We start from the raw sequence: 23845 nt of genomic DNA, 5'->3' as shown, positions 1-23845 counted from the left end.
AATGTGGATCAACCTTAATCTGGAGTGGCTGTACCGGTTAATAAAGCAGCCGTCCCGTTTTAAGCGGATACTGAAGGTGTTCGAATTTATCATACGAATTAAACTGAGAAAAAGCTGATGCTGACGCATTGGCTTTTTATTTGTATTCATTTAAATTCCGCCTTTTCCATACCTTGTAATTAGTCGAAATTAGAAAAATAGAGTTGGAAAATACTAGATTTTGATATATGATAATAAAGGAAATTCTAAATCGGAGGGAGAATACATAGATTATGAGAAAGTCAGTTATTGTGGCTATAATCGGTTTATTATGTCTTTTTTTAGCCCCGCTTCAATTCTCAGCAGAAGAATCGGACTCTAACAGTGATTCTGAAGAATACAATGAGTTTGGAATTAAAAAAGGTACGGAAATATTTGGTGAAGATATTAGTGAGTACTCTGAAGAGGAATTAAAATATGTGCCTAAGGCTTGGCGTGATGGTGAAATAGAAGAAAGCGAACATCCGGGGGCGCGGACGGATGGAGGAAAGGATAGACAAGTTAAACTACAACGATGGTATCCGGATGTTAATCATTATATAAATTCGAACAATCTAAAGGTAGCTGAAACAGAATATAATTACATCAGACACTTGCCCAAGTTCGATTATCGCTTCAAGGATCCTGAAGGTATTGTGGCACATGAAACAGCCAACGACAACTCCAATATTGACGGTGAAATCTCTTATATGTCACGAAACTATCAAAACGCATTTGTTCATGCGTTTGTGGACCATAAAGAGATTGTCGAGGTACATCCGACAGACTATGCTGCATGGGGCGCGGGCCCTATTGCCAATCAACGATTCATTCATGTAGAACTCGTACGAGTCGATAGCTTTGATCAATTTGCCCGTTCAATCAATAACTATTCCAGTTATATTGCCGAGTTATTATCCAAATATGAACTTGGCTATAATAATGCTGAATGGGATAAAGAAGGTACACTTTGGTCTCACAAAGCTGTATCAAGGTGGCTTGGTGGCACTAACCATGTAGATCCGCATGGCTACTTCGAGCGATATGGATATGATTGGGCAAGTTTTTCCGAACTGGTTTATGCCAAACTTCAAAATATGAGTATGAAAACAAACAGTACCAGTAAACTTGGTCGAATCAATTCAAAAGATGCACGTATTTATCGCGACCCTGAAAATGGAGACTTTCAAAAAGCAGGGGAAACATACACAGGACACGTCTATTACATAAAAAAGCAAGGGAAACTGCGTGGTCAAACCTATTATTTGATCAGTAACAGGGTGAGCAGTCAAAAGGGAACCATAGGATGGGTTAACAGCAAGGATATTAAGGTGCAATCTCATACCGTGTCAGATAAAGGCAGGAAACTTATGACTATAAAAGGCTCCGGGGCGGCTTTTGATAAAGCTTGGGGTGGTAAAGAAGACAAGGTTTACACATCAAGTGAGCTGTCAAATATGGCTGGCGATATACTCGACGTAGACCGTTCGCTGCAAATCGGACATACAACATGGTATCGTGGCATATTGAATGGCAAACAGGTTTTTATGCATAGCAGGCATGTGAAGGAATTCTCCGATACTGTTTTCGATGATGTGCCGATAGAATCCAGCCACTTTCATACCATTTATGAATTGGTGAATCAGAATATAATAAAGGGATATCCGAATAGGGAATATCGACCGGGTGAATCACTTACACGTTCCCATGCAGCAGCGATATTCGCAAACACGCTGAATCTGCCGGTACCAAATGATGTTGCTGGAGTATTGAAAAATTATGATGACATTGGTACCTCTCATATGTACGCAGAACAAATTGCGGCAGCGTATGAAGCAGATATTTTCACAGGGAGTGATGGAAGCTTTATGGATAAGTCGCTCACTCGTGAACAGATGGCAACTGTTATTTCGAAAGCATTTGACCTACAGGATACAGGGGGAGGGGATGAGATACACTTGAGCAATGTATCCCCTGACCATAGAAGGAATGTCAAATTGCTCGCCCAGCATGGGATAACAGTAGAACTTGAAGATTTTCGTTCTTATGAAAATGTTACAAGAGGTCAATTCGCTACTTTTATATCCAAAGCCATGAACAATTAATGGGGCAGGAGGGGGGGATGGGTCACTGTCCAAGTGGGATAAAGATTCCGTCCCCCTGTTTCATTTTATTTTCGAAGCTATTGTGGTAGTTGTAACCTTTTAGCGATTTGCGTTGCAAGTATACGCCCGCAGCAGTGTTGGGGGTAATGCGCCCCCGAAAGGCGTCGAGGGTTTCCGGTTCAGCGAAATACGGACGAAAATGAACTTTGATGAATTGGAGGTCCAAGCGCAAATAGCGTGCATGGATATTTTCAAATGCAACGATACTCCCCTCGGGTATAACGCTGTATGTTTCCTCGACCTGTACGACTGTTTCCTTATACGTCGGCTCATCTGAGATAATGGCCATGTAGACAGGCCGGCCAATATTGAAGATAAACGCGATAACGAATACAAATACAAGTGATCGCTTCCAGGCTGTCCATGCTTTTTCTTCTACCTCAGAAACCCAACTGACGATGAACAATGCGAACATGAATGTTGCCGGCCCTAAAAGCCGGAAGTTGAACGGATCGAAATAAGCCGTCCAGCGCATCGTGACAATAGCAACAAAATAAACACTTCCAACAAACAAAAACAGCCCCGGCACAAGAAAATGGCGTTTAAGAACATAGATGAAGGGGAGCAGGTGCCTGGGTCTTATGAAAATAATCAAAGCCGTCAGAATCAGTCCAATCGTCCAATAAAGGCTCACTTCGCCCGTTTCAATAGCAAACAAATTCAACTCAGATAAAATAGCCTCGCGCAGCATCTCATAGAATTCAGATGCCGTTTCTATTTTCGGCACGCGCTCTACACCCGTAAATTCTCCGGTCTGAACCCAGTTGATTAGAAGATACACTCCTGCAATCAAAATCACAACACTTCCGCTGAACCAGCATAACAGCATGGGCCGCCACTTTTTCCGGAATAAATAATAAAAACCGAGCAGTCCAACAATACCAGCACCGGTCAAACCGATATAGCGCATTAAGAATAAAAACAATGACGCTAAAAATAAGTGGACAATATACCCGCGCTTTTCCGTTTCAGTATATCGAACTAGACCATAGACAAGCCAGAGGAATCCGAATAAAAACGGCACTTCCGACCATGTATGGACAAATAAAAAGCTGATCGTACTAATCGAAAACATTAACGCGACAATCGCCGAGCGTTCTTTGAAAAGTCGCTGAAGCAGCACAAAACAGAGTGCAAGACAGATAATATTAACGACTTTAGCCGCCCAAAACACACCGAATCCCGTAACAAATGAAACGATCGTAATCAGTACCGGATAGCCAATGGGCCACGTTGCAAAATAGGTGCTCATGCCATCAACATAATTGACTGTTGACAGGCCATCACCGTTTAACAGGTTTTGAGCAAGCTGCAGGTAATGGGCAGAATCAGAGGTGACATAGCCTTCAGGGTTAAGTGCGGCACTGACTACAAGCGCCCCGCTGTATACACTAAACAGTACGGCCAGCCAAATAGTGGCAGGCGTCATCAATTTTTTCAAATTCACCACCCCCCAAAAACAAACATCACATAGAGCACGGCAGCCACAGCAAGACCCAGCACCAGCCCGCCGCTGATTTCAATCAGCGAATGTCCCATACGTTCCCGCAGTAGTTCATAATCTTTTTGACCGGTATTCATGCGGTTCAGTATGGCAGCCTGCTTGCCCACGTTAATGCGCAGGCCGGTTGCGTCAATCATTACAATTGCAAGAAGCCCTGATGCGACGCCGAATGCCGGTGACAGCCACCCCTCCCCGAAACCGATGAGAAAAGCGACCGACGAAACGGTTGCTGTATGTGTGCTCGGAAAGCCGCCATTTCCCATATGGTTAACAGCGTCTTTTCCATATTTGAAAAAATGAATGGTAAATTTCATCAAGCCGGAAGCGAGCCAGCCAATCAATGGGGCCAGAAAATAGGGCAAAGGTAGAACACTCCTCTAACATTTTCCCTTACTACCGGGGAAAGTAAGTTTTATGTTTAAGAATAAATACAATGATGCCAAGAATGACGCCGAACCACAGGGTGACAAACCGTATAATAAGCGAAATGGTAATCGCCATGCTGCTGGCAACCCCAAAATAAATAAGCAGCCCGGCAATGCTTCCCTCAGCCACACCAAGCCCGCCCGGGATCATCGAAAGTGCACCGGCGAATGTCCCCAGGCTGAACGTGAGAATGCTTGCCACAAAGGACACATCGAGACCGAACGCCTGAATGATCACATAAAGGCTCATGCATTCCAAAAACCAGGCTAGGACACTGATACCAAACGAAAAGCTTAAAATGCGAAATTGCATAAAGAAAAGCATCTGATGGTAAAAATCATGCAGTAACACGCGGAATCGTCTTAACCGTCGCGCTCTTGTTACCCAATCAATCATGCCTGCAACAAGACGGTGCCTTCCAAGTAACAGAAAAAACACTACAATCCCGAAGATCACAACAATCACAGACGGTATACCGGCAGGGTAAGCAAGCAGGCCGACACCAATCAGTGCAAGCATTGCAAGGAGGTCACTCAGGCGGTCGTAAACCACAATCGGTGCTGACTGAGCAATCGGCACACCGGCTTTACGTTGCAGCAAATATGATTTGACCAATTCGCCTGCCTTGCCCGGTGTAATCGACATCATTAACCCGATAAAAAATATCCACGCATTTTCTTTCAAGTTTACAGGAAATGCCGCGCATTTGGAAAATGCATGCCATTTCCACAGTCGCATTAGATAACTTAGAAACGTAAAAAGAAATGCCAGGCCTAAAAAGGAAATTGGCATTTCAGTGAGCACTCCGGATATTTTTTGTAAATCACCCAATAGGAGAAACACGGCAACCACAATGATGCCAAGGATGAGCCCAATCATCAGCCGGGGAATAAGCAGGTTTGATGATAAATTTCCCCCCTTTGTCATTACAGTTCCGTCCGTTTAAAGAGCCACTCAGGGATTAATTTAACAGCTAGCATAATTACAAGCCAGAACCACGGGGTATACAGAACATTCCGGCGCTTAAGTATAGCGCGGTCAATATCCCCCGCCACCTTTTCAGGTTCTGCCAGAAGCGGTGAGTCCTCCACTGTTCCATAAGTCATTTTGGAATTGACGATTCCCGGTTTTATCGTGAGGACCTGAACACCTGACTTATGCAGCCGGTTACGCAGTCCTTGCAAATATGCACTTAGTCCAGCTTTTGTTGATCCGTATATGTAGTTGCTTTGCCGCCCGCGGTCGCCCGCCACTGATGAAACAGCGCCGATAAATCCGTGCTTTTTCTTTTCAAAATAACTGGCAGCGATATTTAAAATCGATACGGCAGATGTGTAGTTGACATCAATCATCTTACGGCTTTTAGCAAAAGACTGCTCAGCTTCACGCTGGTCGCTCATGGCACCGTACATAAGCAGAACACCGTCAATCCTGTCATTTTCCGCCAAAACGTTACTAAAAAACATTTCATGTCCGTCAAAATCGAGCGCATCGAATGATTTAACCGACACCTTAATTTGATAACGGATTTCTAAATCACGCTTCATGGTTTCCAGCTGATCCGGCTGTCGGCCGGCGAGAATCAGATTCATTTTCCTGGCCGCAAGCCGATGCACCGTTTTCTGTGCAATCGTTGACGTTGCACCGAGAACAAGAACTGTCCGCATAACTAACACCTCGTCACCTCAAAAATTTTAACCGAGCCCTAACCTCCGCGACATCGAGGAGGAAAAACGTCCTCCAGGGTCCAGCCGTTGTTTGATCATCATAAATTGTTCCCACTGTGGATACATCTTGTGGAATGTTTCCATATCAAGCGTTGAGTCTTTTGCAAGATATACGCGGCCGCCGAAAGCGACAACGATCTCATCAAGTTCTTTCAGAAAAGAAAAGAGCTCCCGCTTAATCGGAATGTCCAAAGCGAGTGTGTAACCTTCTATTGGAAAAGACAAGAGGGCATCATTTGCCTTCCCGGAACTTTTCAGAACAGCAAGGAAGGAGGAGCGCTTTTCATGGCTCAATTTTTCCAAGAGCTTCCGAATGCCTTCTTTCGGCTCATTGTCTTTCGGAAATACGGCCTGATATTGCACGAAGCCTTTCTTCCCGTAAAGTTTGTTCCAGTCGCTGATTGCATCGAGGGGGTAGAAGAAAGAAGTCAAATCGACAAGCTTTGTTTCATTTTTATACGATTTATAGTAAAGCTGATTAAATATCGAGATGCTCCAGTAGTTTAAAGCAAACGATGGCGCATGCACCGGTATTTTAAGTCCGGGCTTTTTTGGGAGTGCCAATGGTTCACGTATGCCATTTTTTAAATCCACTTTCTCAGCGTGATCACCGCGCATCAGCACCGAACGTCCCAGTGAGTCACCGGTGCTCAAACAGTCAATCCAGGCGACGGAATACTTGAAATTCGCATCGTTTTCTTGAAACCGATCAAACGCTTCATCAATATTCCGCGCTTTTTCATACGTTGCTTTGATCTGTGAGGTCTCAACACGCATCAGCTGAATCGTTGCCCGGACAATTATGCCGGTCAAGCCGATCCCACCAACGGTTGCCCAAAAGACATCCGTATTTTTCTCCCGACTGCACGTAATCATTTCGCCCGAAGCAAGCAAAAGATCAAAACTTCTGACAAACTCGGAAAAAGTGCCGTCTGCATGATGGTTTTTCCCATGCACGTCATTGGCAATCGCACCTCCGACGGTTACAAGCTTCGTTCCCGGTGTCACCGGCGGAAAAAAACCCTGCGGGAGAAACACTTCAATTATGTCAGCAAGTGACACACCCGCTTCGCACGTCAAGATCCCGGTATGCTCATCAAATGCAAGCATATGATTCATTTTGTCGAGAACCAGCATGCCGTTATCCTTGTTCAGAGCATTGTCCCCATAGCTCCGGCCGAGTCCGTAAGCTATTTGATTGCCAGTTTCTTGCTCGAGAATGGCTTGGATATCACTGGTCGATTCCGGCTGATAGACAAACCCTGTGTATTTTGGGAAATTACCCCAACCAGCCATTTCTTGTTTAACTGACTTCACCATTAGTTTCACATCCTATTAATTGAATAGAGTTAAAATAATCATGACACTGACGACGTACAGTCCTACGGTTATTAAAATATGGTTATCTTCAAGCAGTACCCTCTCCGGCTCACCGCCCTTCCGTTTCACATGGACAAGATATAAGTAGCGGAAAAGCCCGTAGATTACGAAAGGAATGGTCCACATCAAATGAGTTGTCGCACCGGCTGTAAATGTGAAGACCGCGTAGCTCACAATAGTGGCTGAGGTTACGATTCCAATCAGCTGATCGAGAAAGGGAAGTGAATACTCATCAAGCACTTTTCGGTGTGCGCTGACCTGTTGCATTGCAAGCATTAACTCATGGCGTCGTTTGCCGATCGCCAGAAACAGCGACAAAAGCATCGCACAAAGCAAAAACCAAGACGTAAAAGGCACGTCAATGATGATCGCCCCGCCGATTGCCCTTAGCACAAAGCCCGAAGCAATGATCATAATATCGATGATCACGATGTGTTTCAGAGAAAAACTGTAAAGCACATTAAGGCTGAAATAAATCAATAAAATAACTGCAAATAATGGACTGAACAAAGAAGACAATGTGACTGATATGACAAACAAGAAGACACCGGCTGCTAATGCAAGAGACGGATTCAGCAATCCTGAGGCCATGGGGCGATCTTTTTTGAGCGGATGATGCTGATCAGCCTCGATATCTTTGTAGTCGTTCAAAATATAAATGCTGCTGGCCGTAAAGCTAAAGGCGAAAAAGCCAAAAAAAGCCAACCAGATCGCCTCGAGTTCAGAAAGCGGAAATGAAAACAAAAGTGCTGCAAAGACAAGCAGGTTCTTGGACCATTGTTTTGGTCTCAACTGCTTCCATAATAAAAGGATTGTATGTTTATCGCTCAACGTAATCGCTCCGATTGCAGGTATTGAAGTAGGGGTGAAATCTATCTTTACCACCCGTTATTACGCTATTGATTATAACACAAGCTAATAGAACGATACTACTGCGATCAATTTAGAAGCATAACAGATTGTTACAAAAAAGTAACAAAAAGATGGTCAACACCAAAATAGTTGCAAAAAGATTGCATAGTATTCTAAAAGTGCGTGTTCAAAAAGGAGGATAAAAAGGACCAAGAAGTTCGAGGCGGCGCAGTTTCGAGCAGCGGAATGTATGCTTTAAATACATGAGCAGCGGAGAAACAAGCCAACGAAGAAATTAGAAGAGTCATTTTTACCGGACTTTTTGAACAACCTCTAAAACACGAATATAATGACAACTATGGTTTGTTTTCAATAAGTCTATTTTTGTGAAAGTAACCTAGGAGCCTTGGACATAATTAAGATATTTTATACTAAAGACGAACGATACTCCGTTTTAGCGGAGGAAATATACGTGGGCTCCTGCAGGAGGAAGGGCATAGGTGAGACCCCACAGTGCGAAGCACGAGGAGGCCCACCAGCCGCCTTAAGGTGCGTGAAGTATATTTCCGGAGCGATGTAAACGCTCCAACTAGTTCGGATTTTTCTTAATAACACTACTTTTGACCAAGGCTCCTAGGAAGAGCTTGCAAACTGATTTAGTAGTTTACTAGTGTCCGGTAAATAAATATGGCAAACTGCGATCTGGTTATGTCTTCATATGGTCTGAATGGATCTGCTATGGTAACGTCATTAAAATAAATCGTGTTGACGGCTTTTGGATTCCATATTCTCCACTGATCCTTAAATTCATGTTGTCTAGTAGGACTTTCATATTTGTTTACAAATGCTTCTGACATAACTTGTGCCATTTGAGCTCTGGAAAAATGCTCTTTTGGACGTAATGCGCCACCTCCGCCAAGCAGTTTATGATATTCGGCTTCCTTCAATTCATTGTAGTAAAGATTATTAGCTTTAACATCATCTGCCTGCATATGGTAACCTGATGGAGCATTCAAATCCAGGATGTTATCCAGTATGACCGCCACATGTTCACGTTTTAACGAATCCTGAGAGCCAAAGCTGCCATCGGGATAGCCTTTTACATAACCATTCATAGATGCAAATGATAGGGCAGCAGCACGTTTATCATCGACAGGATCACTGAACAATAATGATTCATCACCTTTATTCATGTAAGCAGCCGCCGTATAACCGTCAGCATCGACCCCCTTTACCGGATAATAGGCGAAGTCATTATTGAAATTCGCTGTTTCCTTTGGTGGGCCGGTAACCGTCAACGGTGTATACGGCCAAAGTGTCCCATCTTTATCTTTTTTGGCTAAATTTTTATCTCGAAGACTAATGGACCCATCTCGTTCATCAAGATAGATAATATCGCCTTTCTCATACATTTCGCGTGTTGATGTTAAGGTGCTGGTTTCATAGTCTTTATTTGGCGGAAAAAACATACGCTCATCGTTTTCTTCATACCGAATATCAAATTCCGGAAAACTGAAATAATCTTCCGTTAAGTACAAATAAGAAGCATTTTCTATCCGCTCATAGACTTTTTCCTGATAAGCTTCTTCAGAATGAATGCTTGGATCGTTCCGTTCTGATAATCCGTTGTAAGCCATAATGGCAAAGTACCAATTTTCCAATACGGATTTGTCATGTTCGTTTATTTTAGGTAAGTAGTTCAAATTCCATTTACTAAGCAGAACCTTTGCACCTGTTTTTATGTTATAGTCAATATCTTTCTTCAGTTTCTCCTTGTCCACGCTGACATTTGTATTGTTAGGTGTTACCTGCATAATGCCAATTCCACCATCAGATGAGATGGTTGGGCTTCCATCTCCATTAAACTGTTGGTATTTGCTTTCCGTGGCAGCAATGGCTTTGAGAATTTCCGGTGGTATTCCTCGCTCACGTGCCTCATCAGCAATTTTTTTCTTGATTTCGTCCAGTGAAGGATTCTCATTTGCATTTGCCAAGACAACAGATGGGAGCACGATTAGCAGAATTAACAACAGTGCTCCCCCTGTAACCCATTTCCTCATATATCCAACCTTCTTACTGCTTTCAATTGTAACATTGAGAGACAGACACTTATAGAGACATCTGAACAAAAAAATTATTCTTTCTATTAAAATAAGTAGGACAAATAGAATCGTTGTATAGTATAATAAATTGAATTTAAATAATAAACAGAAGGAAGGAATCTACTTGAGAAAAACGAAACAGCTGTTGTCACTGAGTTTTCTATCCATTGTACTTGTAATTTTGTTTAACGCTACTGTTTCAGCGGAAGGGAACTCAAATAAATACGATGATATTCAAACAGGTGAAGCTCATTATGAGGGTATTCAATGGCTTACTGAACAAGGCATCCAAGGTTATGAAGACGGTACGTTTGGTGTATATACCGAGCTAACAAGACCGCATGCGGCCATTATGTTTTCCCGGGCACTCTCTTTGAATCTGCCGGAAAAATCAGCAGTGGAGAACTATTTCAATGATGTAACCAGTTCCCATTTGTATGCTGAGTTTATTGCAGCTACTGGAGAAAATGGAATTTTTAAAGGAAGTAATGGAAAGTTTCTCCCGAATGAAAGTTTAACAAGGGAGCAAATGGCTTCAACATTAGTGAATGCACTTGATTTGCATCCAAAAGAAGATCGCACAGATATATATCTTGAGAATGTGTCCAGGACCCATCGTTCGAGTGTTCAAGTTTTAGCAGACTTGGATATTACTAATCAATTGGATGATTTCCGCCCTAGTGAAATTGTAACAAGGGGGCAATTTGCGACATTTCTGTATCTTGCTGTAGATGCAATGCATGCAAACACACCTGAGCAGGTTGTCTCACCAGAGAAACAAAAGATTGATATAGGAACACTGCCTGAAGAGGTCAATCTTCCCGAAAAGGTAAATGTATTATTTGAAGATGGCAGCAATAAGTATCTAAGGGTAAACTGGGATACATCTTCATTGGATTTGATGAAGCCAGGAGACTATGCACTTACAGGCAACATAGAAAATATTGATTTAACCGCTTCGATGGAAGTAGTTGTTTCACCGGTACAGGTTGAAGAATTCAATGCTGTTTCTGTACTGGAAGGAGCAAACATAGATGATGTAAAACTACCTGAACAAGTGGAAATCACTTATAATGATGGAACTGTAAATCAAAAGAATGTGGAATGGGATACGAAGTCCATTAATTTAGATAAACCCGGTGCATATAATGTGAACGGCACACTTAAAAATACAGGTTTAACAGCAAATATTGAAGTGGTTGTTGAATCTGTTACACTTGAAAAATTTGAAGCTATTAATGTCTTTGCAGGCTCAGCTTTAGAGTCAGTAGACTTGCCTAAGAAAGTTAATGTAACTTTTACAGATGGATCTGCCGAGGTGAAGTCGGTTGAATGGGATACAGCAAAACTGGGTTTAAACACACCGGGTGATTATGTCCTAAAAGGAAACGTATCTTCTATTCCCAAAGACGCCAGTATCAAGGTGAGTGTTAAGAAAGAGTACCCAGAACAGGTCAAGCTAAATTATGAAAAATCTACAATGAAAACAGATGAGACATTGCAGCTAATGGCATCTCTGACACCAGAGAATACTGTTAAAAATGACCTTATATGGAACAGCAGTGACAACTCAGTAGCTGAAGTAAATGATCAGGGACTTATTACTGCAAAACAAGAAGGGAATGCAACAATTACTGTCGAGACAGAAAACGGTTTGACAGCAACTGCCTCAATTGAAGTAAGTAACCGTCCCGAATTGGATATAAATGCTTATGCGAGTGTAACAATGAATAACCTAATTAAGAGTGTTAGTGTAAATGCAACGAACCGTGACAATGTAGATGTTGCTTTAGAAAAGGTTGAAGTCTATGAGGATGGAAACCTTGTTACAACATATACGAGTAATGAACTTCAGAACAATGGAGTTTCTACAAATATCCCAAGCTATCAAAACTGGGGTATGACTATCAGTTACAAACTTGGCATATGGAAAAATAACAGTTATGTAAAACTATACGTAAAATCAAAAGGTGCAACATATGAATTTAAAGATTCATTAGAGTAAAGAGACAAGGGTGCGTGATCATTGTCCTCCAAACCATATAACAAATACAAAAACGAGGGGCATCCTCGTTTTTGTATTCACTGAATTAAGCAAGCAATCCCGGGTTCAAGCCGTATCAACGCAGCCTCCCAATCACACTTTCATATTCACTCATTCATTTCACCCATAGATTTTGGTGTTGTTCCAAAATAATATCACATACTAGTATAGCATGAAACACCATGTTAAGATAAGATATCGGCAATAAAGAGGATGGGCGTGATTACTGCCCTCCTCGGGGGCGGAACAACCATCATGTCCGCCCGTTCCTCAGGAGGAATGCGTTATATGTTGATTGGTGTTGTTGGGAATTATGGTAATGAGAATCAAGGGGATGAGGCGATACTGGAAGGGGTTCTGGTTCAGCTGGAGAAGACTTATGCCATTCAACGGGATCATGTTCTGGTATTTACCAATAAACCTGAACAGACCTGCCGCAAGTACGGTGTTCAGGCCAAGCCATTATATATCAAGAAAAAGAGTGCACCGGGTTCACTTCTAGCCACAATCAGGCATCATAAATCTATCATTAGAAAGCTTGATTTACTTATTATTGGAGGCGGCGGCATTCTGATGGATCTTTATATCAATGGGCTCGTTATTTTCGGCATGTACGGCTGGCTGGCAAAACGCTGTCACACCCCATTTGTGATACATGGCGCCGGAGCAGGCCCGATTAAGACACCTTTAGGCAAACGCATCCTTAAAAAGCTCGGCAACACCGCTGCGTCTGTGTCAGTGCGGGATACGGCATCCAGGGAACTGCTTGCATCAATTGGCGTGATACGTCCTATCCAGGTTATGACAGATCCGGCTTTTCAGGTACCTATTTCGCAATCGGCATTAAGAAAATCGACGACACCCAAAAAATTCGGCGTGACGGCTGTACCATATTTTCATGAAAACTACTGGCCGGAAGAAAATAGTGGCAAATACGAACGTTACATAAACGGAATGGCCGAAAATCTCGATAATTTGTTGCAGAAACATACGCATATAGAGATTACATTTTTCGCAACAAAACATCCGCATGACACGAATGTGACAAAAGACATACAAGCTGTCATGAACTTCCCGGAACGCACCACAATTGTCGAGGGAGCACTCACTCATCGGGACATCATCGAGCTGATTGGCGAGCAGGATATCGTTATCGGTACAAGGCTCCATTCTCTGATACTTGCATTGGCAGTGGAAAAACCGTCCATGGCTGTCTCCTACCATCCAAAAGTAAGAGATTTTATGGAGCAGATCGGCTTTTCCGAAAAAAGCATTTTCATAGAAAACATACATGAGAATGGATCGTTCTTTTTGGATGCGTATCGGGACATGACGCAGGACTGGGACGACACGCAAGCCCAATTCAAAACAGCTTCAGAAAAAATGAAGGGGCAGGGGGGTAGGATCACTGTCCCACCGACTTTATAGGAGGGAGCAGTGATCCCGTCCCCTTGTCCCCGCAGGGAGCAGGGTTCATGTTGCAATCACGCTTTTTGAAACTTCTCGGTGCTGTGACTGCCATTAATATTATTGCGCGGCTGTTCGGTTTTTTTCGTGAAGTTTTTATCGGCTATCAATACGGCACGAGTTACCAGGCCGACAGCATTATCACGGCTTTTACAATACCAAACTTCCTTTATCTAGTGCTGGGCGGGGCTGTGACAACTGCATTCATATCGGTTTATAGCAAGCTTACTGGCACAAGAAAAAATGACTTTGCCAGTACCATGTTCACCGTTCTGACCACTGTGGTTGGTGTGCTGACAATTTTGTTCATGTTGTTTCCGGCGTTCTGGATGGAGTTATTCTTTTCCGGCATGTCAGCTCATGCTCTGGAACTCTCAAGCAATCTGTTTGTCATAACGGCACCATCGACGTTATTTCTTGTAGTCGGCATCGCGCTAAGCGGGTTGCATAACGTAAACGGTAATTATCGGCTGAGCACGTTTTCAACGCTCTTTTTCAACGGCATCTATCTTGTCATCGGGGCGGGGCTCACACCGTGGCTGATGGCTTATTCCTACGCGATTGGCGCAACACTTGGTGCGGCCATCATGTGTTTATTTTTAATTTATTACATGTTTAAACTCAAGTTAATGCCGCTCAAGCCGAAAATGGTCCGAATGTCGGAGAATACCCGCTTCATCAAGCTGGCTCTCCCGCTCGTGCTGGGCGGTGCGACGATGCAATTTTACCTGCTGATTCAGCGGATGTTTGCATCAAGCCTTAATGACGGGGGAATTGCAGTGCTGAATTACGCATCCAAAATGACGCAGTTCCCCCAGGCAGTTTTAATGGCAAGTGTCACGACAATTGTTTATCCAATGCTTGCAAAAGCAGCCGGGGAAGGTGATGCGAAGAGGATTTCAGAAGCGTATAAAAAAGGTTTCCGCCTACTGACGCTCATTTTGATTCCGGCAAGTTTGTTCATATTAATTTATGCAGAGGACATCATTACATTTATTTTCCAGTACGGACATTTTAATCAAAATTCGACAAATGCGACCTATCCATTGCTACAAATTTATGCGGCAGCGATAGCCAGTCTTGCGCTGAACACGTATATTACCCGGTTTTTCTACGCGCTTGAAAAAACCGTGCTGCCGGTGGTTCTGAATGTTTTCTCGATATTTGGCATCAACATTCTTGTCATTGTTATATATATTGACGAGTTTGGGCCGGCAGCAATCGCGCTCGGCACGGTCATCAGCGCAATTGTCAACATGCTGCTCCTTATGATTTGTGCCAAATGGAAGCTCGGCCTCAAGGTGAGCAATCTCGGTTATATCATCAAACTGATTCCGTATACACTCGTTTCCGGATTCGCTTTATGGGCCGTTTCAATGATTCCGCTTATGTATGTGCTCGTATCACTCATATGCGGGACAGTCGCACTATCGCTGATCATTGGCAGCGCCTTAAAGTTTGTCAGGTAAATAAGTACTAATATTAAGGAGTATAATGATGCAATATTTACACCAGACCCGATCAAAAGCATATACAATTTCGGCGGCACTCTTTTTTTTGCTGCTGCTTTTTAATATGTTCACGTTAACGGAAGAACCGATCAAAGAACTTGCCCTCTTGACGCTGGACTGGACATATATGCTGGCTATTTTTATACTTGGTGGTTTGTTCGCCGGGAAAATGCATTTTCCGAGGCAATTCAAGCTGTTTTACCTTGGCATGCTGGCATTTTCCGTGCTGTATGGCCTGATTTTCATATTCAACCCGGCGGCGCATGACCGTGAAGTTCTGACGGTTATCTTGCTGGTGCTCACCTTTTTACTTACAATGATTCATATTCCATGGAAGGAAAACCAGCTTGACATTTTTGCCTATTTGAGTGCTGGGTTAACCTTACTTATATTTCTGCATTGGCTGATCGAAGGCTTGCCAATGATGAAATTTCAAGGGCTAATCCGCAATCCAAATATCACGGGCTCGATGCTCGCGACGTTCATGTTTTTTCCGATTGTAAGATTTAATATGGCAAAAACAGTCGGGAAAATTATCCTCGGCACTGGTATTGCCAGTGCTTTGTTATTGATTTATGCCAGTTCAGCAAGAGCGGTCTTGCTGCTGATTTTGACCATGGCGATTGCCAGAGTGATATTGCGACTTTCAAAAAAAATATTTTCTAAATTGTTTTATCTTGTCATGGCATTTAATGTAATATTCGTATTGGTCTATGGCTCACTTTCCCGTGTAAGTTTTTTGGAAAAAATTAATCAATGGTCGATGGATACGTTTGGTAAAAGTCTGTTTTCCGGCCGACAAAATATTTGGGACAAGGCAATTGGCTTCGGGGCAGAAAAACCATTATTGGGACATGAAATTGGTATTTTACCGAAAGATTTTATGGAAGGGACCCATTATGTGCATGCCCATAATCAGTATTTGCACATCTTTCTGGAAAGCGGGTTCTTAGGTCTGATAAGTTTTGTGTTGCTGCTTTTTGGCATATGGACGGTGTTCTTGAAGCGACTTGACCTTACAGTTGTGCGCTGGGCGGCTTGTTTTTTCCTTGGGCTACTTATTTATGAAAGTGTCGAAGTGTCATTTTTCCACTACCTGTATTCAATCGGACTGATGCAGTGGCTGATCATTGGAGTCGGCTTAAGTACTGTGTTGTATAGCACTTACGCCCAAAAAACCGGGGAGGGAATTTCCGGCGAGATTTAAAAATGCGTACGGAAAAGTAATATGTTCTAGTCTGGATTTGATGTTATAATAGTTGGGTCTACCTAAATTATAAAACGAATGCGTTACAATAAAGCGATGAAACACGGCGAAACGGGGAAAACACATGAAACTATGCTTTCTTTCAGCGGCTTCCATACCGCATACGGTGCGCTGGGTGAATGCCATGGCAGAGCGGGGCCATGACGTGACCCTGATCTCAATGCACAAAGCAAAGATGGATACGATTGATGCACGGGTCAGACGGCATCATCTCAAAATTCCTGCGCCCGCTGGCTATTATTTAAATGCGCTGGAGACAAAGCTCATCCTAAGTAAAGTTCAACCTGATGTGTTACACGTTCATTTTGCGAGCGGGTATGGCACCCTTGCGAGATTTGCCGATTATCATCCGGCGCTGCTCTCCGTGTGGGGAAGCGATGTATTTGCATTCCCTGATAAGGGTAAGCGTCAGACAAAACTGATGAAAAAAAATCTGTCGACACCTGATAAAATTACGTCAACGAGCCATGCGATGAAATGGCGGACACAGCAACTTGCCAATCCGCACACACCGATTGATGTCATTCCATTTGGGGTTGATCCGGAAAAATTCAAACGGATGGATGAGCGGAATGACGATTCTCTTGTCATCGGAACCGTGAAGCGACTGGAGACGGTTTATGGGATTGACCGGCTGCTGAAGGTCGCTGCCAAACTTTTAGACAAGCTTAAAAGTCAGCACCATCACGTTTTGGCAGGAATGATCCGGCTTAAAATTGTCGGGGACGGCTCACAGCTTGAACCACTCCGGAAACTCGCACGCGATCTCAATATAAATGATGTAACAGAGTTTATCGGCAGTGTGCCGAATGATACTGTGCCGCACTTTTTAAATCAATTTGATATTTATTGTGCATTTTCCAGACGCGAGAGCTTCGGTGTTGCAGTTCTCGAAGCATCGGCTTGTGAAGTGCCGGTCATCGCCAGTGATGTTGAAGGGCTTCCTGAAGTGGTAAAGGACGGGGAAACAGGCTTTTTGATAGAGGAAGACGATTGGGATGAAGCGTCAGATAAGCTGCTGACGCTGGTCACTGACCGAAAACTACGAAAGTTTATGGGAAAAAGCGGCCGAGCGTTTGTTGAACAGTATTACAACTGGGAGGTCAATGTTTCCCAGATGGAAAACGTTTATAACCAATTCCGAAAGAAATCATAATCAAACAAGAGCACTAAACTGAGGGGTAAAAAATGCGAAAACAATTATGTGTGATCGGTCTCGGCTATATCGGACTGCCGACTGCTGCCGTTTTTGCCGATAATGGGTTTGATGTGACGGGGGTTGATGTGAATGAAACACTCGTCAATCAGCTAAACGATGGACAACTAAAGACGAGAGAAAAAGGGCTTGATATGCTTCTCGCCCGGCTGGCAGAAGAGGGGAAAATAACGGCTTCAGCTAGTCCCGTTGAGGCAGATATCTACATTATAGCTGTTCCGACACCGCACAATGCCGATCATACAGCTAATCTGGACTACGTCTCTCAAGCTGCTAAATCCATCTTACCCGTCCTGCGTAAAGGAAACACAGTTATCGTCGAATCAACCATTCCGCCAAGGACGACCCGGGATGTGGTAGCGCCGATAATTGAAATGAGCGGATTAACAGCAGGCGACGACGTCTTTTTGGCACATTGTCCTGAGCGCGTACTCCCCGGAAAAATTTTGACAGAACTGTATGAGAACAATAGAATTGTTGGTGGAATCAATCGGTTTTCAGCATCAAAAGTTGCAGATGTTTACCGTACCTTTGTCATGGGCAAAGTGATGGAAACATCGGCTGAAAATGCTGAAACAGCTAAACTGATGGAAAATACTTACAGAAATGTTAATATTGCCCTCGCGAACGAATTGAGCAAGCTGTCAGAAGGCTTGAAAATCAATCCGCTGGAAGTCATTTCACTTGCAAATGAACATCCAAGGGTCAACATTCATCAGCCGGGGCCCGGAGTCGGTGGTCATTGTATTCCTGTTGATCCTTATTTTATAATGGAAAAAGATCCTGCCAATACACCACTTATCACCGAGGCAATGGCGGTTAATGAATCGATGCCCGGCTTTGTCGTGGAACAAGTGAAAAAGATGGTTAGCATCGAAAACGGAAAAGTTGCTGTATTCGGTTTGGCGTATAAAGGTGAAACGGATGATATACGGAAAAGCCCGGCATTAAAAGTTGTCGAACAGCTGCAAAACGAGGCGTACAAGGTGAGTGTATACGATCCGTATGTTCGGGAGGCCCAGATATGTTATGAACTGTCTTCCTTTGAAGATACACTGGAAGATGCGGACATGCTGTTAATTCTTACGGATCATCAAAAGTTTAAAAATCTCAACTGGTCTCAGGTCAACAGATTAATGAAAACTGCGGTTGTTTTGGACACAAAAGACTGTGTGGAAAATGATACGGGATCGGCGGATTACTACAGTTTCCGGAACTTATACGAATTGTCTGACTATCAATCATCTGTCAAGTTGGGCAAATAGAGGATGGCATGATTAATGCAAAAAAAAATATTGCTGATTTCCCAATATTTTCTGCCGGATATAAACGCGGCGTCTTACCGGATGGATGATTTATACCGTGCTTTAAAGAAACAGGGTTATGATGTAACAGTTGTCACTGCTGAACCGCAGAAATATGTAGTGGAAGAAGTGAAGGATGCTCCCGATATCCACCGTCTTCGTTTAAATAAAGTCAATAAGAAGTCATTCATGACGTATGTAAAAAATTACTTCGGGTTCATGTTCAAATCAATCTATCACAGTCTGTTTAAATTACGAAAAACGGGATTTGATTATGTGATGGTTACGTCACCGCCGCTCTTTGTGGCATTAGGTGGTTTTATTGTTTCCTTTTTCAAACGCTCCCGGCTCATCGTGGATATCAGGGACATCTGGCCGGATTCCGCAGTGTCCGCAGGGATGTTAAAAAGCGACGGATTATTATATAATGTGACAAAAAAGATTGAAAAATTCATTTATAAACAATCAGCATATATTACTTGCGTGTCAGCCCCGATGAAAAATAATATTTATAAAAAGTCGGAGCATCAACACATTCACGTGTTATATAATGGTGTTTCACCTGTCAGCATTCAGCAGGAGGTTGGTTCGTCCAGCCCTTCAGATGATGACAGGATTACGGTTGCTTATGCAGGTAATATCGGTATCGTGCAAAACATGGATATCGTATTAAAGGCTGCACAGCTTCTAAGTAAGACGCCTCACCGGGAGAGCTTTAATTTTGTTGTGGTTGGTGATGGTGTCGAACGTAAAAAACTGGAAGAAGAGGCCGAACGATTACATATTAGAAATGTCCGATTCACTGGTCCGCTGACCAAGCAAGATACAATCATTCGATTGAGCCAGGCAGATTTATTATTTTTCAGTTTGATGGATGACCCGGTGTTTGAGGAAACAATTCCATCCAAACTATTCGATTATTTGTTGAATAATAAGCCGATTGTCACCAGTATTAAAGGAGAAGGCCGAACGATTCTGCAGGAGCTTGGATGTTCGCTCTTTTTCGATCCCGATGATCCGGAAAGCCTGATGAATGCATTAGTCCATTACAAAGAACATAAGACTGCGTACGACCAGAAAGCTGCCAATAATCGGACTTATGTTATTGAGCATTACAATCGTGAGAGGATGTTTGAAACATTTCTCGCAAGCTTATAAACATTTTTGTTAAATATATGTTTAAGGATGAGCCCTATGGGAGTTACGGAAAAATTAAACGAAGAACTGAATTACTTAACTGGCTTTAAACATACGGCCATTACGATCAACAGTACTGCGAGAAATGGGGGAGATTTCTTAATACTCCCTAGAAGGCATACTTCTGATACAGCGGTTGCAGGCTTTTTAATCAATGATCACCAACTGCTACTGGAGACTCTCCATTTCTTTGATGGCAAAGTGGACACGATATTTGTGGATATTGAACACAAAAAGAGAATCAATTTGTATAGAGTCGCCGAACAAGAAGTCAGACAATCTAGCCTGGTTACCCTTAAACCGAATGATATGGCTGTGGAAGCATGTGATACACTAATCCGTCATCAATTCAATGATCACCTGGCGGATAAGAATATCGTCGTGTTGGGGACAGGCAATTTGGCAAGCAAAATCACGCTCCGTTTAAGTGAAAGGCAAGCAAACATATATATGTTGGGACGTTCAAAAGAAAAGGAACAGACTATTATAAAAGGATTGAATACGTTCACGCCAGCCTATTCACCTGATATAAGGTCTTTTGATGAACTGATCAGAAATTTTCACACGGCAGATGCCATTATTTCGTTTATTTCCGGCCAATTCCAGGAAGAAGAGAAACTTATATCTTTTATTGACCGACACACATTCCTTGTAGATGGTGGCATCAATAATTTCAGCGGCCGATTCATTGAACAGCTGACAGCACAGGGTGTTACGATAACAAGACTGGATGTGCGAATCGGACTGCCTTATCAATTTTTAGCTACTGATCCGTATACAACTGAATTTTTTAATAATGTATATGGAAAGTCAGTCATCGATAATGTTTGCATCGTATCAGGCGGTTTCATCGGCGAGAAAGGTTCGGTCATTGTCGATAATATCAAACGACCAGGACAAATCATTGGTATGGCAGACGGTATGGGAGGCGTGAAAAGACGTGAAGACCTTACAGAATCCGACAAACAATCCATCCAGACAATTCAGGCATCCTTTTCAGTTGGTATGTAAAAGACTGATCGATATTATTGTCAGTTCTGTATGTTTAATCATACTTTCACCTCTCTACATAGGTGCGGCCTTAAGCATTTTAGCGGAAGATGGCCGACCCGTTTTTTTTAAACAAAAGCGAAGCGGCAAAGATGATACCGCTTTTGATATATACAAATTACGCTCAATGAAAGTGACACCGTCCGCACCCCCGCCAAATGAACCGGCCAAACAGTATAACTGGTCGGACAGGGTGCCGGACGATTTTGTGTTTAAGCAAGCGTCATTACACAATCCCAATATAACGAAAACCGGCAGATTTATTAGAAAGTATAGCCTGGATGAGCTGCCCCAATTTTATAATGTCTTGAAAGGCGACATGAGTATGATTGGCCCCCGCCCTGAAATTGTGGAAATAGCACGGTGCTATGATAATCGGCAGCAGGAACGACTTCGTGTAAAACCCGGCATTACCGGATGGGCCCAAGTGAACGGACGAAGTAGCATGAATCATGGCCAAAAAATCAGTTATGATTTATACTACGTCCACCATTTCAGTCTATGGCTCGATATCAAAATTTTCAGCATGACCATTTATCAGGTTCTTCTTGGTAAGGACGCCAGCTGATCGGACAACCGAAAAGTATACAACTGGCATGCTATAAAAAAGCGAGTAATATCAGAAAGTAGAAATTCACTCGGAAATGAGAGGAACTCCCTCTCATTTTTATGTTTAATCATTTTGCAAGTAATTTTCAATTTTTTATCAACATTTATCAAAATTAGTAGATTATCCCTTTATTTGAATAGACTTTTAGATTAATATAGGAGTAGTATGTTTTGGAGGTGGAAATATTTGAGAAATCGTAAATTATTGAAGTTTATATCGTCAAGTTTTCTTGCTGTTGTAATTGCGCTGGCCATTCCAGGTAAAACGTTTGCTTATAGTGTATCATTCAGTGATGTGAATGAAGGTGATTCACATTATAAGGGCATTATGGCCTTGGCGGAAGAAGGAATTATTAATGGTTATGAAGATGGTACTTTCGGTACTTCTGACAGTATAACCCGCGGTCAGGTGGCTGTGATGCTGTCAGAGGCTCTTGACGTTGAGACACCTGAGAATATCAATCAAGTTTTGGAAGTCTATCATGATGTTAACAGAGACACGCTTTATGCCGAACAGATAGCTGCTGTTACGAAAAAAGGTGTCTTTAAAGGAAGTAACGGAGAGTTCAATCCAACGGAACCCATCACACGTGAGCAAATGGCAACGGTCCTTGTTCTTGGTATGGAATTGGCCGATTACGAAAGCGCAAATGACGTGGAAATTTACTTGAATAATGTAAGCTCTTCCCACCGTGAACGCGTTCAGACACTTGCTAATCTTGGTATTACAAATCAACTTGATAATTTCCGACCGGCGGAGGCTACTGAACGTGGGCAATTTGCTACATTTCTATATGAAACTATGAAGGTAACCGGCATGTTGGGTAATGAGTACATAACGGTGTCATATGATATCAGCTTTTTTGAAGCCATGAACAGCCAAACGTCACCAAAAGTCGATGGTGCGGGCCAATTTACTGCTAGCAGAGAATTAACAGAGTACTATGCAAATCCGAATAATTTCACCAAGGATAGCCCTGAGTTTTTCCAGTTTCTAAAGTTGTCTTATGAACCGGGAACAACAGCTGGCGAATTGAACAATCGGATTCTTAAAGATAAAGGCGCTTTGAAAGACACGGGTCAGTCTTTTCTGAACGCAGCACAGCAGAATGATATTAATGTTATCTATTTAATGGCGCATGCGTTGCATGAAACAGGAAATGGAACGTCAGAACTGGCAAATGGTTTGAAAGTGGGTCTTAATAAAGACGGAAAAGCAACATACGTTACACATAAAAACAAGGATAAACTCACAAATATCAAAACGGTATATAATATGTTTGGAGTTGGAGCTTATGACGGTTGCGCCAACAGCTGTGGAGCCGAACACGCTTATGAGGAAGGGTGGTTCACGCCAAAGGCTGCGGTTTTAGGTGGTGCTTCGTTTATAGATGACGGCTATATTGGAAGAGGACAGGACACCTTGTATAAAATGCGCTGGAATCCTGATAATCCTGGATATCCGCAATATGCAACACACGTTCAGTGGGCTGCCATCCAAGCGCGGAACATTGCGGAAATGTACGAGTTAGCCGGGCTGCTGGATACGTATACACTAAGGTTTGATATTCCTCAGTATCAGAATCAGCCTGAACAGGCTCCGGAACCGACCGGGGAGGACCGTTATTCGGTTGATACGTCCAATGCTGGTGATATTTATAAAGTGAAAACGAGCGATGGGTCAGGTCTAAATATTCGGACGTATCCTTGGGGAGATGTTATAAGGGCATTGCCTGAGAAAACAGAAGTGGAAGTTATTGGTGAAAATGGGGGCTGGTATAAAGTTGAGGCTAATGGAACAGAAGGCTGGGTGTCCGGTAAATATTTAGTATCACCATAGAGAAAAGGGTTGGGGGGGACATTGATCACCCCCCGGTCTTGACCAAAGAAGAACTGCTGCAGGACCATTTGTATCCCAACCTGATGGATGGCGAGAAATGTTTTATCGTCACTGCTAATCCGGAAATCGTCATGCAGACGAGAGAAAATCCCGATTATAAAGAAAG

General features: G+C 42.9%; 19 protein-coding genes. 12 read left to right on the top strand and 7 right to left on the bottom strand.

Annotated elements, in window-relative coordinates; translation table 11 throughout:
• Position 1 precedes the first annotated feature (1 nt).
• Positions 2-118 (top strand): WecB/TagA/CpsF family glycosyltransferase, encoded by a 117-nt coding sequence (locus IEW67_RS18600; protein WP_505735187.1) that lies wholly within the window; start codon positions 2-4, stop codon positions 116-118.
• A 154-nt stretch (positions 119-272) separates the two neighbouring features.
• Positions 273-2123, top strand: coding sequence for an S-layer homology domain-containing protein (locus tag IEW67_RS14580; RefSeq protein WP_188633818.1), 1851 nt, complete (start codon positions 273-275; stop codon positions 2121-2123).
• Between the two features lie 22 nt (positions 2124-2145).
• Here IEW67_RS14580 and IEW67_RS14575 read toward each other — a convergent pair whose 3' ends face one another.
• From IEW67_RS14575 to IEW67_RS14545, 7 genes are all read right to left on the bottom strand, one after another.
• Positions 2146-3624 carry a hypothetical protein gene (locus IEW67_RS14575; protein WP_188633817.1) on the bottom strand — a complete coding sequence of 493 codons (1479 nt, stop codon included), beginning with the start codon at positions 3622-3624 and terminating at the stop codon, positions 2146-2148.
• A gap of 2 nt (positions 3625-3626) precedes the next feature.
• The gene (locus tag IEW67_RS14570) at positions 3627-4049 is read right to left on the bottom strand and encodes a divergent PAP2 family protein (protein WP_188633816.1); all 423 of its coding nucleotides are present in this window, start codon (positions 4047-4049) and stop codon (positions 3627-3629) included.
• Positions 4050-4080: 31 nt separating this feature from the next.
• Positions 4081-5040, bottom strand: a complete 960-nt coding sequence (locus IEW67_RS14565; protein ID WP_188633815.1) for a lysylphosphatidylglycerol synthase transmembrane domain-containing protein — start codon at positions 5038-5040, stop codon at positions 4081-4083.
• Positions 5040-5780: an SDR family oxidoreductase gene (locus tag IEW67_RS14560; protein WP_188633814.1), complete on the bottom strand. Its 741-nt coding sequence runs from the start codon at positions 5778-5780 to the stop codon at positions 5040-5042. Before IEW67_RS14560 ends, IEW67_RS14565 begins: the two co-directional genes overlap by 1 nt.
• Before the next feature lie 27 nt (positions 5781-5807).
• Entirely contained in the window at positions 5808-7160 is a 1353-nt protein-coding gene (locus IEW67_RS14555) for an FAD-binding protein (RefSeq protein WP_188633813.1), read from the bottom strand.
• Between the two features lie 15 nt (positions 7161-7175).
• On the bottom strand, positions 7176-8057 hold the full coding sequence (locus tag IEW67_RS14550; protein WP_373288561.1) for a decaprenyl-phosphate phosphoribosyltransferase: 882 nt from the start codon (positions 8055-8057) through the stop codon (positions 7176-7178).
• Between the two features lie 671 nt (positions 8058-8728).
• The gene (locus tag IEW67_RS14545) at positions 8729-10132 is read right to left on the bottom strand and encodes a transglycosylase SLT domain-containing protein (RefSeq protein ID WP_188633812.1); all 1404 of its coding nucleotides are present in this window, start codon (positions 10130-10132) and stop codon (positions 8729-8731) included.
• A gap of 166 nt (positions 10133-10298) precedes the next feature.
• Between IEW67_RS14545 and IEW67_RS14540 the strand changes: the two genes are divergently transcribed.
• The 10 genes from IEW67_RS14540 (at position 10299) to IEW67_RS14495 (ending at position 23679) form a co-directional block, all read left to right on the top strand.
• On the top strand, positions 10299-12179 hold the full coding sequence (locus tag IEW67_RS14540; RefSeq protein WP_188633811.1) for an Ig-like domain-containing protein: 1881 nt from the start codon (positions 10299-10301) through the stop codon (positions 12177-12179).
• Between the two features lie 318 nt (positions 12180-12497).
• Complete coding sequence (locus tag IEW67_RS14535; RefSeq protein WP_188633810.1) at positions 12498-13646, top strand: polysaccharide pyruvyl transferase family protein; 1149 nt, start codon at positions 12498-12500, stop codon at positions 13644-13646.
• 47 nt (positions 13647-13693) lie between these two features.
• Entirely contained in the window at positions 13694-15154 is a 1461-nt protein-coding gene (gene murJ, locus IEW67_RS14530) for a murein biosynthesis integral membrane protein MurJ (RefSeq protein ID WP_188633809.1), read from the top strand.
• Positions 15155-15179: 25 nt separating this feature from the next.
• Positions 15180-16403 (top strand): O-antigen ligase family protein, encoded by a 1224-nt coding sequence (locus IEW67_RS14525; protein WP_188633808.1) that lies wholly within the window; start codon positions 15180-15182, stop codon positions 16401-16403.
• A gap of 124 nt (positions 16404-16527) precedes the next feature.
• Positions 16528-17619: a glycosyltransferase gene (locus tag IEW67_RS14520; protein ID WP_188633807.1), complete on the top strand. Its 1092-nt coding sequence runs from the start codon at positions 16528-16530 to the stop codon at positions 17617-17619.
• A gap of 32 nt (positions 17620-17651) precedes the next feature.
• Complete coding sequence (locus tag IEW67_RS14515; protein WP_188633806.1) at positions 17652-18944, top strand: nucleotide sugar dehydrogenase; 1293 nt, start codon at positions 17652-17654, stop codon at positions 18942-18944.
• 15 nt (positions 18945-18959) lie between these two features.
• Positions 18960-20141, top strand: a complete 1182-nt coding sequence (locus IEW67_RS14510; protein WP_188633805.1) for a glycosyltransferase family 4 protein — start codon at positions 18960-18962, stop codon at positions 20139-20141.
• A 36-nt stretch (positions 20142-20177) separates the two neighbouring features.
• On the top strand, positions 20178-21191 hold the full coding sequence (locus IEW67_RS14505; RefSeq protein WP_188633804.1) for a Rossmann-fold NAD(P)-binding domain-containing protein: 1014 nt from the start codon (positions 20178-20180) through the stop codon (positions 21189-21191).
• Positions 21121-21798: a sugar transferase gene (locus IEW67_RS14500; protein WP_188633803.1), complete on the top strand. Its 678-nt coding sequence runs from the start codon at positions 21121-21123 to the stop codon at positions 21796-21798. The genes IEW67_RS14505 and IEW67_RS14500 overlap by 71 nt, the downstream gene beginning before the upstream one ends.
• A gap of 228 nt (positions 21799-22026) precedes the next feature.
• Positions 22027-23679 carry an S-layer homology domain-containing protein gene (locus IEW67_RS14495; RefSeq protein WP_188633802.1) on the top strand — a complete coding sequence of 551 codons (1653 nt, stop codon included), beginning with the start codon at positions 22027-22029 and terminating at the stop codon, positions 23677-23679.
• Positions 23680-23845 lie beyond the last annotated feature (166 nt).

Origin of the sequence: Lentibacillus kapialis (assembly GCF_014646635.1) — a bacterium.
In the GTDB taxonomy this organism is placed as follows: Bacteria; Bacillota; Bacilli; order Bacillales; family Amphibacillaceae; genus Lentibacillus; species Lentibacillus kapialis.
Note: the sequence above shows the minus strand (reverse complement) of the source record. Positions and strands in the feature narration are given on the sequence as shown.

Coding starts and splice junctions, on each gene's coding strand:
- IEW67_RS18600 (WP_505735187.1), top strand. CDS start 2: ATGTGGATCAACCTTAATCTGGAGTGGCTGTACCGGTTAATAAAGCAG.
- IEW67_RS14580 (WP_188633818.1), top strand. CDS start 273: ATGAGAAAGTCAGTTATTGTGGCTATAATCGGTTTATTATGTCTTTTT.
- IEW67_RS14565 (WP_188633815.1), bottom strand. CDS start 5,040: ATGACAAAGGGGGGAAATTTATCATCAAACCTGCTTATTCCCCGGCTG.
- IEW67_RS14560 (WP_188633814.1), bottom strand. CDS start 5,780: ATGCGGACAGTTCTTGTTCTCGGTGCAACGTCAACGATTGCACAGAAA.
- IEW67_RS14555 (WP_188633813.1), bottom strand. CDS start 7,160: ATGGTGAAGTCAGTTAAACAAGAAATGGCTGGTTGGGGTAATTTCCCA.
- IEW67_RS14545 (WP_188633812.1), bottom strand. CDS start 10,132: ATGAGGAAATGGGTTACAGGGGGAGCACTGTTGTTAATTCTGCTAATC.
- IEW67_RS14535 (WP_188633810.1), top strand. CDS start 12,498: ATGCGTTATATGTTGATTGGTGTTGTTGGGAATTATGGTAATGAGAAT.
- murJ (WP_188633809.1), top strand. CDS start 13,694: ATGTTGCAATCACGCTTTTTGAAACTTCTCGGTGCTGTGACTGCCATT.
- IEW67_RS14525 (WP_188633808.1), top strand. CDS start 15,180: ATGATGCAATATTTACACCAGACCCGATCAAAAGCATATACAATTTCG.
- IEW67_RS14520 (WP_188633807.1), top strand. CDS start 16,528: ATGAAACTATGCTTTCTTTCAGCGGCTTCCATACCGCATACGGTGCGC.
- IEW67_RS14515 (WP_188633806.1), top strand. CDS start 17,652: ATGCGAAAACAATTATGTGTGATCGGTCTCGGCTATATCGGACTGCCG.
- IEW67_RS14510 (WP_188633805.1), top strand. CDS start 18,960: ATGCAAAAAAAAATATTGCTGATTTCCCAATATTTTCTGCCGGATATA.
- IEW67_RS14505 (WP_188633804.1), top strand. CDS start 20,178: ATGGGAGTTACGGAAAAATTAAACGAAGAACTGAATTACTTAACTGGC.